Source organism: Marinobacter sp. DUT-1 (genome assembly GCF_050379415.1).
Lineage (GTDB): Bacteria > Pseudomonadota > Gammaproteobacteria > Pseudomonadales > Oleiphilaceae > Marinobacter.
This window is the reverse complement of sequence record NZ_JBNRLS010000001.1, coordinates 615,380-628,100: the sequence shown is the minus strand read 5'-3', so window position 1 is coordinate 628,100 and position 12,721 is coordinate 615,380. Positions and strand designations below refer to the sequence as shown.

The window sequence follows — 12,721 nt, the reverse complement described above, 5'->3', positions numbered from 1 at the left end:
GGCTGGCGGGCGGATATATTCAGTCTAGTTGGGTGTTGCAGTGGTCGCTCACTCCGTGAGTACGCCCTGCAATCGGTTTTTGGATGACGGATTTCTGGTGCCCGGGTCGTTGAATTGGGCGGAATCCGTTCTTTCTGGCGAGCGATTATACAATACCAGAGTAAAATAGTCAGGTATTAAATCGAGCGTGTAGGGATTATACCTTAATCGGCCTTTGGGGCACTAAGGTAGCGGCAATCGGGGGGATAGGTTTTACCCGCAGGACTGCAAGGATAGGGGGTGGCCTCCGGGCGAGCCTGCCTCCCAAAACACGCCGTGAACCCCCTACGGGTCCGGCCTGCAATCGCAGATTGCAGTCGTTCGCCGGCGCATGAAGCTCCGCTTCATAAACGCTTGTCTCACCCATGGGGGCTCGGCATTGCCATCCATGGCAATGCACGGTTTTGGGAGGCAGGCTCGCCCGGAGGCTTCGGCTAATTGCTATTCGCCGGCGGGCAGGATTCGCGTGAGGTAGCTGTAATCCAGAGATTCCGGGAGCTGGCTCGGCTTGGGAATTCTGACCACATGTCCGCTGCCCGGGGCATATCCCATGGCCTCGCCGTTCCGGTTTTCCATGCTTTCCACACTGAACCGCAGGTTACCCGCCGGTGTGATCAGTTCCAGCGGGTCGCCGGGGGCGAACTTGTTTTTGACGTCGATGGTCAGCCATCGGTCATCCGCATCAGCAACAGTCCCTACTACCTGCTGGGTGCCCAGGAAGGAAGAGCCCTGTTCGTAGGTCTGGTATTCCTGGGGCAGGTGGCGGCGGAGGAAGCCTTCGGTGTAGCCGCGATTGGACAGGGCTTCTAGTTCGTCCATCAGGCCCATGTCGAAGCCTTTGCCGGCGACGGCGTCGTCGATGGCTTGGCGGTAGACCTGGGTGGTGCGGGCGACGTAGTAGGTGCTCTTGGTGCGGCCTTCGATTTTCAGGGAGTGGACGCCCATTTTGACCAGTTCCGCCACGTGCTGGACGGCACGGAGGTCTTTGGAGTTCATGATGTAGGTGCCGTGTTCATCCTCGTAGGCGGGAATGAAGCCGCCGGGGCGGTTGGGCTCTTCCAGGAGGATTTCCCGGGGTTCCACTTCCTGCACGTCGTCCCCGGAGGAGGTGGCGATCAGGTCGCCGGTCTGGTCGTGGCTGTGTTGGACTTCTTTGTAATTCCAGCGACATGCGTTGGTGCAGGCGCCCTGGTTGGCGTCCCGGTGGTTCATGTAGCCGGACAGCAGGCAGCGGCCGGAGTAGGCCATGCACAGGGCGCCGTGGACGAAGACTTCCAGTTCCATGTCGGGAACCCGCTCGCGGATCTCGCGGATTTCGTTCAGGGCCAGTTCCCGGGACAGGATGACGCGGCTAATGCCCTGGCGGCGCCAGAATTCGACGGTGGCCCAGTTGACGGCGTTGGCCTGCACGGAGAGGTGGATCGGCTGATCCGGCCATTTTTCCCGGACCAGCATAATCAGGCCGGGGTCGGACATGATCAGGGCGTCCGGGCCCAGTTCGATCACCGGAGCCAGGTCCTTGAGGTAGCTGCGCACCTTGTTGTTGTGGGGCGCAATGTTGGAGACCAGGTAGAACTGTTTTCCCAGTTCGTGGGCACGGTTGATGCCGGCGCCCAGGGCTGCAACGTCCTTGAAACTGTTATTCCTTACTCTCAGGGAGTAGCGTGGCTGGCCCGCGTAGACCGCGTCGGCGCCATAGGCAAAGGCGGTTTCGAGGTGTTCGGGGGTGCCCGCCGGGGCAAGCAGTTCCGGGGTGGTCATGGCAAAACTCCGGGTATTCTCGGTGCGGGGCGGGGGTACAGTCCCGCCATGGTGACATTACAAGGGCGTGCAGTTTGCCGGAAAGCGTGAGGGCGGGCTTTGATCTCGCTCAAAGGTCTTATTGATTGTTTTCGGCTAACATGTGTACGCTAACCTGCTTGGCAGATAAGGCCAGATAGAATACAGGAGGAATCGTTCATGGCATCAGAGCCTCTGAGGCCGGAGGTTGCGCGGGCGTCGCTGAGTGCCCGTGTGAGTTCACTGATCACCGTGCAGCTTGCCCGTGGCAAGGTCGGGGTGGAGGTTGTGGCTTCCCAGTTGCACATGAGCCGTTACACCCTGCACAAGAAGCTGAAGCGAGAAGGATTGACCTTTGCCAGCTTGCTGGAGGACGTTCGCCGTAAGCAGGCGCTTACCTACATGCAGGACAAAACCAAGCCGCTGGTGGAAATCGCCGAGCAGCTTGGGTTCTCGGAGTTGAGTGCATTCAGCCGGGCGTTCAAGCGCTGGATGGGCACTTCCCCGGCTGAATACCGTTCCCTCAGACTTTCTTGAAGATCAGGGTGGCGTTGGTGCCACCGAAGCCGAAGCTGTTACTCATTACCAGGTCCAGCTTCTGATTGTCCATGCGCTCACGGACAATCGGGTAGCCCCCGGCACCTTCATCCAGGTTCTGGATGTTGGCGGACGGTGCGATGAAGCCTTCCCGCAGCATGATCAGGCTGTAGATGGCTTCGTGCACGCCGGCCGCGCCCAGGGCGTGGCCGCACAGCGGCTTGGTTGAGCTCAGCGGCGGGATCTTGTCGCCGAAGGTTTCCTTCAGTGCTTTCAGCTCGGTGATGTCACCGGCCGGCGTGCTGGTGCCGTGGGTGTTCACGTAGCTGATTTCGCCATCCAGATTCTTCATGGCCTGCTTCATGCAGCGTACGGCGCCTTCACCGCTGGGGGCGACCATGTCTGCGCCGTCGGAGGTGGCTCCGAAGCCGACCAGTTCGGCCAGGATATTGGCGCCACGGGCTTCGGCATGCTCCAGTGCTTCCAGGGCCAGGACACCGCCACCGCCAGAGATAACGAAACCATCGCGGTCGGCGTCGTAGGTACGGGAGGCCAGTTCCGGGGTGTCGTTGTACTTGGTGGACAGGGCGCCCATGGCATCAAACAGCAGGCTCAGGGTCCAGTGGATGTCCTCGCCGCCGCCGGCAAACATGACATCCTGGCGGCCCAGGGCGATCAGGTCGGCGGCGTGGCCGATGGCGTGGGCGCTGGTGGCACAGGCGGAGGTGATGCCGTAGTTGATACCGCGGATGCCGAATCCGGTAGCCATGGAGGCGTTGATGGCGCTGCCCATGGTGCGGGGCACCCGGTAAGGGCCGACCCGGCGGATGCCCTTCTCGCGATGGGTGTCGATGGAATCCAGCAGTTCCACCGTGGAGGCACCGCCCTGGCCGAAAATGATGCCAGTGGTGTCGGCCTTGATGTGCTCATCAGTGAGGCCCGACTGCTCGATAGCTTCGCGCATGGCCAGGTAGGTGTATCCGGAAGCCGGGCACATGAAGCGCCAGAGCTTGCGGTCGATCAGCTCGGGCAGGTTCAGGTCAATCTGGCCACACACGTGACTGCGCAGGCCGTTGTCCTTTGCTTCCTGGCTGAAACCAATCCCCGGCTTTGAGTCGCGGAGGGACTGGGCTACTTCTTTCTGGTTGGTTCCCAGGCTGGAGACAATCCCCATGCCGGTGATTACAACGCGACGCATCCTGTTAACTCCTAAAAATCATCGGTCGAGGTGAACATGCCAACCCGGAGGTCCTTGGCGGTGTAGATTTCCCGGCCATCCACTTCCATCCGGCCATCGGCAATCGCCATGGTCAGCTTGCGCCGGATCACGCGCTTGAGATCCAGGCGGTAGGTTACCTTCTTGGCAGTGGGTAGCACCTGGCCGGTAAATTTCACTTCACCGGAACCGAGCGCACGTCCCTTGCCTTCGCCGCCACCCCAGGCCAGGAAAAATCCGACCAGTTGCCACATGGCATCCAGGCCCAGGCAGCCGGGCATAACGGGATCATCAACAAAGTGAACCTTGAAGAACCAGAGGTCCGGGTTGATGTCCAGTTCGGCCACGATGCTCCCCTTGCCATACAGGCCATCGTCGTCTGCGATGTGAGTGATGCGGTCGAACATCAGCATCTGGTCAATAGGCAGGCGCATGTTGCCGGGGAACAGCTCGCCGTGGCCACACTTGATCAGGTCTTCTTTGTCAAAATGATCCGGGTTCATAGTGCCAGTGTCTCAGTTACAAAATGATTTACTCATACTTTAGCGCCTATTCGGGCCGGTGCTATTGACCTTTAGTGGATGATTACCGGTTGATTGTCTGAATTCGGGGTTCCGGATCCCCTGAAACGGGTCAATTGACAGTCATCAAAGACCCCGTACCCGGCCTTTGCTAGCCTGACCCGAACCTGAACCTGGAATCGTCATTAAACGGGATTCCCCGGAGGTGTCTATGAATGGCGAAGAACTGGCAATTGAGGGCGATCTGGCGCTGCGGGGTGACCGGGTCGAGATTCAACTGGAGCGGCAGATTGATCATTCGCCGGCGCGGGTGTGGGCGATGTTAACCGATTCCGTGCATCTGGCCAGCTGGCTTGCCCCGGGCGTCATCGAGCAGCGGCCCGGTGGCAGGGTGCAGCTGGAGTTCGGCAACAGCGGAACACCCATCGACTGCTACATCCGGGCGTGCGAGCCGCCGCGTTTGCTGGCCTACTCCTGGAGTGCCGGTGATGACCCGGAGCGACCGCTGACCTGGGAGCTCGACGCGCTCGGGGATTCCGGCGAGGCAACCCGGCTCCGTCTGACTCTGTCCCTACCCAACGATGAGCTGGTGCCCATTGCCTGCGCTGGCTGGGATGCCCATCTGGAAATGCTGATGGCCGCCCTTGAGGGTATAAGCATTCACTTTCCCGCTGACCGGTTCCGGCTGGCCCGTGCGGTCTTCTCCGAGTTGGCAAAAGAAAAGCTGGCTGCCTGAGTGGCAGCCAGCTTACCTGCTCCCTTCCTGACTTACCCTTCCTTTCCGTCCGGCCGTGGTGACGCCAATACCCCGGTGTAGCGGATCAGGAACAGTCCGAATGCGACGAACCACAACACGGTGCTGCTGCCGATGCCCGGGTGCCAGGGAATGATGTCAAGGGCCGTGAGCACTCTGATCAGCGCCGCCAGATGAATGGCAATGAAGGCCAGCACCATGCCTCGAGGCAGTACGAGCGGGCGGCCGGTGTGGCCCAGGGAAACCCGGGCGATCACGCCAAGGATCAGGCAGCTGACAGCCCCGGTACCGGCGGCGTGGCTCCAGGCATTGGACGGCCACCCGGCCAGCAGGGTGCCGGCCAGCAGTGCCAGTGCTACCGGAACCCAGAGAATGGACAGATGCAGGATCCACAACAGCGGTTCCTCTCGGACCAGCCAGCCCTTCCAGCCGGCCAGCCGGACCAGCATCAGGGTTGCGGCGACGATGGCGAGTAATCCGCTTATGGTTTGCCAGCCGGTGACCAAAGAAGCCATCAGCAGGATCATGGAGAACAGAGTGGCCATGTCCAGGGCAGGCACCATACGGATGCCTGAAGCATCGAGGCCGTGCTGGCGCAACCAGCCACTGGAAAAGGCCGGCGTGATGCGCCCGCCGATGATGCTGATCAGTGCCATGGCCATGATCAGGGCGCCGTAGCTGTAGGTCATGTCCAGACGCAGCACGAACCCGATCTGCATCAGCCAGAGCAGGCCCAGCACCACCAGGATCATCAGCTGCCGCTTCTGCCGGGCATGCCAGACGCGCCAACCGGCATCAATCATGACCAGGGGCAGGAAAGCCAGGTTGACGGTGTGGACCAGCCAGTCCGGCAGACCGGCACCGAAGGCCAGAACCAGTCGGCCTGCCAGCCAGACGCCCCAGAGCGCTACCAGCCTGACCCCGTGGGTCCGGTTGGTACCGGTCCAGACGCAAACCGCGGTCAGCAAAAAGCCGGCGACGGCCGCGCTCAGGAACCCGAACAGCATTTCGTGCTGGTGCCAGAACAAGCCGGGCATGGCCAGGGGCAGATTCAGCACGCCGGTTACCTGCATCACCCACACCGGCACCACCACCAGCGCCAATACGGTCATGGACAGGAAGAAGATGCGAAACGGATAGCTGAACAGCTGACGGATGCTGGCCGCATCCTTGGTCGCCGAGGTCGGGATTGCCTGCATAGCGGGCCTCCATAATACATATATTTGTGTTATATGTTATTCCTTCGTGCTGGAGATGACCATACCCCCAACCGGGTATCTTTGCGTACAATGCCTCTATCACATTGATTCAGAATGGAAGTCTTATGAGTGCCTACCTGATTTTGAAACACCTGCACATGACGACAGCGTATATCACGGTGGTGCTGTTTGCCCTGAGGTTGCTGATGGATGCCGTCGGTCGGCCGGAATGGCGGCGCACGCCGCTGCGCTGGATTCCCCACGCCAACGACACCATCCTGCTGGTAGCGGCCATCAGCCTGCTGTTCGTGACACCCTGGATGCCCTTTGTCCACGGCTGGCTGACGGCCAAGATCTTCCTGCTGGTTGGCTACATCGTCGCTGGTCTGTTTGCGCTGAAAACCACCCTCGGCACCCCGACCCGGGTCTTCGCCGCCGTTCTGGCGTTTATCCAGATCGGCGCCATTTTCCATCTGGCCATGACCAAGCCGGTATTTGGCTGATCAGCGCCGCTCCGAGATCGTCCGGGTCAGCTCCTGCAATTGCGCCTGCACTGACTGGAGCTGACGGGCGATTTCATCCCGTTCATCGTGGGCTTTCTGGGCCTGCTTGGCGTTCTGCTCCTCTCCCATTACTTCCAGAATGGCGCCGATCATCATGTTCAGGAACACAAAGGCGGTCAGGAAGATGAAGGTGAGGTAGTACAGCCAGCTGAGCGGGTACTGCTCCATGGTGGCGTACATCACATCGGTCCAGTCCTCGAACGTCGCGACCCGGAACAGGGTGAGCATGGCAATGGCGACATCGCCCCACAGCTCCTTGTCGACATCCGCAAAGAACAGCGCGCCCATGGCCGCATAGATGTAGAAGATGATGAACATCAGAAGGGCGATGTAGCCCATGCGGGGGATGGCCTTAAGGAGGGAGTTGATCAGGAACCGGAGCTCCGGCACCACGGAGACCAGGCGCAGGACCCGGAATACCCTGAGCAGTCGACCCAGCAGTACGGCCTCGGAGTTGTCCAGCGGGATCAGACTGCCTATCACCACGATGGTGTCAAACAGGTTCCAGCCGTCCAGCAGGAACCGCCGTTTAACCGGGCAGGCGGCAAACCGGAACAGGATCTCGATCAGGAAGAACACGGTGATGGCGTTGTCCATCACGGTCAGGCTCTGCTCCACCAGCGGTGGCAGATCGTAGGTCTTGGCGCCGATGGTCAGGGCCGACAGGATGATGATGGCAATGACCGCGCCCTGAAAGATCTTGCTCGATTCTATCCGGCGCAGGGTGTTGAAACCGGCAACAGGACTCAGTTCCGGGGACATGCTGGAGCTCCGCGTAAAGAAAACCGGCGCCAATTCTAATGGCTGGCGGGGGTTGGGGGTAGGGTATTTACCCTGATGTCACGATTGGCTCAGGCCTGGCCGAGGATGATCCGCCATTCCGATTCGCTCACCGGCATCACCGATAACCGGCTTCCTTTGCGCACCAGGGGCAGATTCTCGAGACCCGGGAGGGTCCTGAGTTCGTCGAGCGGGATCAGCCGGGGCAGTGTGCGGACAAACTTCAGGTCCACCGCATCCCAGCGAGGCTTGTCCGGAGCGCTCTTCGGATCGTGATAGTCAGAGGAGTCGTCGAACTGGGTCGGGTCCGGATAGGCGCTTCTGACCACCTCCACAATCCCGGCAACACCGATGTGTTTGCAGCTGGAGTGGTAGATGAAGACCTCATCCCCTTTGCTCATCTCTCTCAGGAAGTTTCTGGCCTGGTAGTTGCGCACACCGTCCCAGGGGATGGATTGTTCGGGTGTCCGGGCAAAATCCTCGATGCCGCATTCGGAAGGCTCTGTCTTGACCAGCCACTTTGCCATGATGTCCTCACTTGGTTAGCGCACCCAGTATACCAGCAAAAAAAAAGCCCCCGGAGGCCGGGGGCGCAGTATTGCAACCGAGGCTTGCCGGAGAGAATCCGGGTCACTCCCGTTTCGGCGGCGTCTTGCCGACGGGTGGTTGATGGTGCGGGCGATTCAGAGGGTAGAACAGGTGCGGTGTTGCCAGTTCCGGCAGGTCGGTCCGTTCCTCATGGGCAGCCCATTCCTCCCGCTCCGCGGTCCGGATGGCGTAGTGCATCCAGACCAAGGCGGCAGCCACGATCACGAACATCAGCATGAAGCAGCTCTGCCAGATGCCGGTGATGTCATTCAGGGCACCGAAGGCCAGGGGCAGGATAAAGCCGCCAAGGCCCCCGATCATGCCCACAACACCTCCCACAGCGCCGACATGCATCGGGTAGTACACCGGAATGTGCTTGTACACCGCTGCTTTGCCCAGGGACATGAAGAAGCCGAGGGTGAAGATCAACACCACGAACATCGGCAGGCTCATGTCCAGGGTGAAACGGATGTCGCCCTCGATGCCGTGCACGACGTAGTCTGTGGGCGGGTAGCTGAGCAGGAAGGTACAGACAACCGAGGCACCGAATGTCCAGTACATGACCCGCCGGGCACCGAACCGGTCAGACAGCCAGCCGCCCAGGATCCGGAACAATGACGCGGGGATGGTATAGAGCGCCGCAATCATGCCGGCTGTTTTGATGTCCAGCCCGTACACGCCAATCAAAAAGTGCGGTAGCCACAGGGCCAGGGCCACGAAGGCACCAAACACGAAAAAATAGTAGAGGGCAAAGCGCCAGACCCGCAGCTCCCGGAGCGGCTCCATCTGTTCCATGAAGGTTTTGGCCTTCTCGCCGCCGCGCTCCGCGGCAAGCGGATCTTCCCTGGCCAGGATTATGAACACAACGCCCATGATGGCCAGCACCGTGGCATAGATCTGGGCGGTCTGTTCCCAACCGAAGGCCACCAACAGGAACGGAGCGCCGAAGTTGGTCACCGCAGAACCCACATTACCCGCACCGAAGATGCCCAGCGCGGTGCCCTGGCGCTCCTTCTCGAACCAGGCAGCGGTGTAGGCCACCCCGACAATGAACGAGCCACCGGCCAGGCCAACCCCCAGAGCCCCAACCAGCAGCATGGGGTAAGTAGTGGCGAAGGTGAGCAGGTACACGCAGGCGGCAGTAGTGAGCATCAGGATGCCGAACACCCAGCGCCCGCCGTAACGGTCGGTCCAGATGCCCAGGAATAAGCGGCTGATGGAACCGGTCAGGATCGGGGTGGCCATCAGCAGTCCGAGCTGGGTATCCGATAACCCCAGGTCTTCGGCAATCCGGATCCCGATGATGGAAAAGATGGTCCACACCGCAAAGCACAGGGTGAACGAGAAGGTCGATAAACCCAACGCCCGGTATTGCTGTGGTCGTGTCGGAGTAGTGGTCATTGCTGCCCTCCATTCCAGCATTCGATGATGTTTTAACCATACCAAATACGGGGTTTTTTGATGCGGGGCATTGGAGGTACCTCCACATGGATGCAGCGGTGGTAGGAAAGTGACGGCTTTGGCCGGTAAGGGGATAGGTACTTGATTTCTCTCGTGGGGTAGGCGCCAGAAGCGTTGATTTACGTCAATTATGGGGGGTGGCGGAATGTGGGCTAATGGCTGACAGATATCAATTGATCCCCCCTCTTGAGGGGCGGATACCTGCCTTCGGAGAAGCCCATGAAAATCATGATTGCCTACGATGGTTCGCGCAATGCCAGGTTGGCACTGGCTCAGACCATCACCATGTTTCGCGACCTGAAACCGCAGCTGACCCTGGTGGCCGTGGCGGAAAACCCCCGGGATATCACCTCGGGTAATGAGGATCTGTTCCAGCAGGAAGTCACCGAGCTGAAAGATTACCTGAACGAGGCCATGGAGGTGTGCCAGAACGAGGACGTGGCTGCCGAAACCATGCTGCTCGAGGGCGATCCTCGCAAGATGCTCCTGTATGCCGCCGAGAAAAAGATCCACCCGGAGATGCTGGTGATTGCCCGCCACAGCCATGAACCGGACGGTGGGTTCATCGCCCGCTCGCTCACCTATTTCGTGGACGAACTGGATTACATGACTTTCGGCAGCGTGAGTTCGTTCCTTGCCCGCCGGATCCAGTGCCCACTCCTGATCCTGCCCAGCCGCTGAACCGGCCAGTACCGAGATTCTGATTGATAGCCCAAGGAGGCTGAAATGAAAGTCGCAGACGTCTTCCGCTTCAGGAACGCCGAGATCAAGGCGCTGCACCTGACCTGGATTGCATTCTTTATAACCTTTTACGTGTGGTTCAACATGGCGCCGCTGGCGTCCAGCATGCTCAAGAGTGTGGACTGGCTGACCACCGATGACCTCCGTCTCTTTGCCATCTGCAACGTGGCGTTGACGATTCCGGCCCGCATTGTGGTGGGCATGGCCCTGGACCGGTTCGGTCCCCGCCGGGTGTTCTCGGTACTCATGGTGCTGATGTCCATCCCGGCACTGTTTTTCGCTTTCGGTAACACCATGACCCAGTTGCTGGTCAGCCGCCTGGTGCTCAGCTCCATCGGTGCCAGCTTCGTGGTCGGCATCCACATGACTGCCATGTGGTTCAAGCCCAAGGACATCGGCTTTGCGGAAGGCTTCTATGCCGGTTGGGGTAACTTCGGTTCCGCCGCGGCCGCCATCTCCCTGCCCACCATCGCCCTGCATATGTACGGCGGTGAAGACGGCTGGCGCTGGGCCATTGCCCAGAGCGCCATTGTCATGGCGGCCTATGGCGTCTACTACTGGTTCGCCATCACTGACGGCCCTGTCGGCACCGTTCACCGCAAGCCCCGCAAGGCGGTGGCCCTGGAGGTGAGCACCTGGGGTGACATGGTCAAACTGATTCTCTGGACCATTCCCCTTGTGGGCGTGCTGGCCATCCTGGTCTGGCGCATCCAGAACATGGGCTACCTCAGCACCACCGGTGCTGCCATTTGCTATGCAGTCATTTTTGCCATCGTCTGCTACCAGATTATCCAGATCCTGCGAGTCAACGTGCCTATCCTGAAAAAGGGTGTCCCGGAGGATGACAAATACCCGTTCAACAGCGTTGCGGCCCTGAACAGCACCTACTTCGCTAACTTCGGTGCCGAGCTGGCCGTAGTCTCCATGCTGCCCATGTTCTTCGAGGAAACCTGGAGCCTGAGTGCCACCGCGGCCGGACTGATTGCCGCCTCCTTTGCCTTCGTGAACCTGGTGGCCCGGCCCATGGGTGGCCTGGTCTCGGACCGTATGGGTAACCGCCGCTTCGTGATGCTCAGCTACATGTTCGGTATTGCAGTCGGCTTCGCCATGATGGGCCTGATGAACTCCAGCTGGCCGCTGATCATTGCCGTCGGTATTACCGTGTTCACTTCTTTCTTCGTGCAGGGTGCCGAGGGCGCCACCTTCGGCATCATTCCCTCCATCAAGCGCCGGCTTACCGGCCAGATCTCCGGTATGGCGGGGGCCTACGGTAACGTCGGGGCGGTGGTGTACCTGACCATCTTCACCTTCGTCACCCCGACCCAGTTCTTCTACATTATTGCCGCCGGCGCCTTCATCAGCTGGGTGCTGTGCGTGATGTGGCTGAAGGAGCCGGAGAGCGGTTTCTCTGATGAGTACCACGTCTCCTCCGTGGACCGCCAGATCGAGGAAGAGGAGCGTCTGCGCCAGGCTGCTGCCAGCACCAGCTGAGGTCAGCTCCTCCAGAAAGCCCGCCGGGAGTAATCCCGGCGGGCTTTTTTTGTTTTTAGGCAGGCGGGGCGTAATCGGGCTCAAAAAACGGTCCAATTGCTCGGGCAGGATGAAATGACCCTGCCCCGGAGAAGTGTCAGCTGAACATGACCGGGGAGGACAATGGCCATGGAAAAGGAGGATCTTGAAGCCGCTGACCGGTTTGAAACGGTCGCGGAAACCTATGAACAGCTGCTGGTGCCGGCTTTGTTCGGTCAATGGGCAGCAGCGGTAGCGAATTCAGCGTCGGTCCGGGAAGGACAGCGGGTGCTGGATGTTGCCTGCGGCACGGGCGTCCTTGCCCGGACCTTGGCAATGCGGGTTGGTCCGGAGGGTATTGTTGCCGCACTGGATATCAACCCGGCGATGCTGGCGGTCGCACGGAAAAAGGGAGCTCAAGCTATCGAATGGCGTGAAGGGCCGGCAGAGCAGTTGCCTTATGGAGACGCGCAGTTTGACGCTGTTGTAAGCCAGTTTGGGCTCATGCTGTTCCCGAGCCCCGAGCGTGCGCTGCAGGAAATGATGCGGGTCCTGGTTCCCGGTGGGCGGCTGGCAGTGGCGGTGTTCGATTCGCTCGATACCCTGCCGGCCTATGCGGCGTTGGCGGACATTTACGCACGTGTTGTCGCCGAGGAGGTCGGACAGGCCCTGCGCAGCCCATTCAGCCTGGGCGATGTCGATGTGCTGGCATCGTGTTTCGCCGATGCGGGGATCGCTGATGTGGTGATAACGAGTTCGGAGGGCACGGCCCGTTTTCCGGATGTGGGCACGATGGTTGCGGCTGATGTGAGGGGTTGGTTTCCTTTCGCACAGATCCGGCTGGACGAACAGACCGTTGACGTTGTGACCCGGGAGGCCGAGGAAGCGTTGGCGCCGTTTACCGGGCCCGATGGCACCGTGGAATTCCCGTTGCCGGTTCATATCGCTTCAGCAGTGAGGGCTTGAAGCCGTCCGGTTCGGAAAGGGAGTGGGCTGAGAGGCAGAAAAGCACCGGCCTCCACACAGGAGGCCGG

The 12,721-nt window shown here is 60.3% G+C and carries 13 protein-coding genes; 6 read left to right on the top strand and 7 right to left on the bottom strand.

What is annotated here, in order from left to right; genetic code table 11:
* Positions 1-480: 480 nt before the first annotated feature.
* Positions 481-1,800, bottom strand: a complete 1,320-nt coding sequence (gene yegQ, locus ACQUTG_RS02900; protein ID WP_428917952.1) for a tRNA 5-hydroxyuridine modification protein YegQ — start codon at positions 1,798-1,800, stop codon at positions 481-483.
* A 198-nt stretch (positions 1,801-1,998) separates the two neighbouring features.
* On the opposite strand from yegQ, the gene ACQUTG_RS02895 reads away from it, so the two are divergent.
* Complete coding sequence (locus ACQUTG_RS02895) at positions 1,999-2,355, top strand: helix-turn-helix transcriptional regulator (RefSeq protein ID WP_428917951.1); 357 nt, start codon at positions 1,999-2,001, stop codon at positions 2,353-2,355.
* Here ACQUTG_RS02895 and fabB read toward each other — a convergent pair.
* Positions 2,342-3,553, bottom strand: coding sequence for a beta-ketoacyl-ACP synthase I (gene fabB, locus ACQUTG_RS02890; RefSeq protein ID WP_428917950.1), 1,212 nt, complete (start codon positions 3,551-3,553; stop codon positions 2,342-2,344). The genes ACQUTG_RS02895 and fabB overlap by 14 nt on opposite strands.
* A gap of 11 nt (positions 3,554-3,564) precedes the next feature.
* Positions 3,565-4,074 (bottom strand): bifunctional 3-hydroxydecanoyl-ACP dehydratase/trans-2-decenoyl-ACP isomerase, encoded by a 510-nt coding sequence (gene fabA / locus ACQUTG_RS02885; RefSeq protein ID WP_410327708.1) that lies wholly within the window; start codon positions 4,072-4,074, stop codon positions 3,565-3,567.
* 229 nt (positions 4,075-4,303) lie between these two features.
* On the opposite strand from fabA, the gene ACQUTG_RS02880 reads away from it, so the two are divergent.
* Positions 4,304-4,828: an SRPBCC family protein gene (locus tag ACQUTG_RS02880; RefSeq protein ID WP_428917949.1), complete on the top strand. Its 525-nt coding sequence runs from the start codon at positions 4,304-4,306 to the stop codon at positions 4,826-4,828.
* A 32-nt stretch (positions 4,829-4,860) separates the two neighbouring features.
* Here the strand turns inward: ACQUTG_RS02880 and ACQUTG_RS02875 are convergent, their stop codons facing one another.
* Positions 4,861-6,045: an NnrS family protein gene (locus tag ACQUTG_RS02875; RefSeq protein WP_428917948.1), complete on the bottom strand. Its 1,185-nt coding sequence runs from the start codon at positions 6,043-6,045 to the stop codon at positions 4,861-4,863.
* Positions 6,046-6,170: 125 nt separating this feature from the next.
* Here ACQUTG_RS02875 and ACQUTG_RS02870 point away from each other — a divergent pair, with 125 nt between their 5' ends.
* The gene (locus ACQUTG_RS02870; protein ID WP_428917947.1) at positions 6,171-6,548 is read left to right on the top strand and encodes a SirB2 family protein; all 378 of its coding nucleotides are present in this window, start codon (positions 6,171-6,173) and stop codon (positions 6,546-6,548) included.
* Here ACQUTG_RS02870 and ACQUTG_RS02865 read toward each other — a convergent pair whose 3' ends face one another.
* The 3 genes from ACQUTG_RS02865 to ACQUTG_RS02855 form a co-directional block, all read right to left on the bottom strand.
* Positions 6,549-7,370: an ion transporter gene (locus ACQUTG_RS02865; RefSeq protein ID WP_428917946.1), complete on the bottom strand. Its 822-nt coding sequence runs from the start codon at positions 7,368-7,370 to the stop codon at positions 6,549-6,551.
* 89 nt (positions 7,371-7,459) lie between these two features.
* Entirely contained in the window at positions 7,460-7,915 is a 456-nt protein-coding gene (locus ACQUTG_RS02860) for an EVE domain-containing protein (protein WP_428917945.1), read from the bottom strand.
* A gap of 103 nt (positions 7,916-8,018) precedes the next feature.
* On the bottom strand, positions 8,019-9,377 hold the full coding sequence (locus ACQUTG_RS02855; RefSeq protein ID WP_428917944.1) for an MFS transporter: 1,359 nt from the start codon (positions 9,375-9,377) through the stop codon (positions 8,019-8,021).
* Positions 9,378-9,656: 279 nt separating this feature from the next.
* Between ACQUTG_RS02855 and ACQUTG_RS02850 the strand changes: the two genes are divergently transcribed.
* From ACQUTG_RS02850 to ACQUTG_RS02840, 3 genes are all read left to right on the top strand, one after another.
* Entirely contained in the window at positions 9,657-10,118 is a 462-nt protein-coding gene (locus tag ACQUTG_RS02850) for a universal stress protein (RefSeq protein ID WP_428917943.1), read from the top strand.
* Between the two features lie 45 nt (positions 10,119-10,163).
* Positions 10,164-11,669, top strand: a complete 1,506-nt coding sequence (locus ACQUTG_RS02845; protein ID WP_428917942.1) for an MFS transporter — start codon at positions 10,164-10,166, stop codon at positions 11,667-11,669.
* Positions 11,670-11,837: 168 nt separating this feature from the next.
* Complete coding sequence (locus tag ACQUTG_RS02840; RefSeq protein WP_428917941.1) at positions 11,838-12,653, top strand: class I SAM-dependent methyltransferase; 816 nt, start codon at positions 11,838-11,840, stop codon at positions 12,651-12,653.
* Positions 12,654-12,721: the final 68 nt, after the last annotated feature.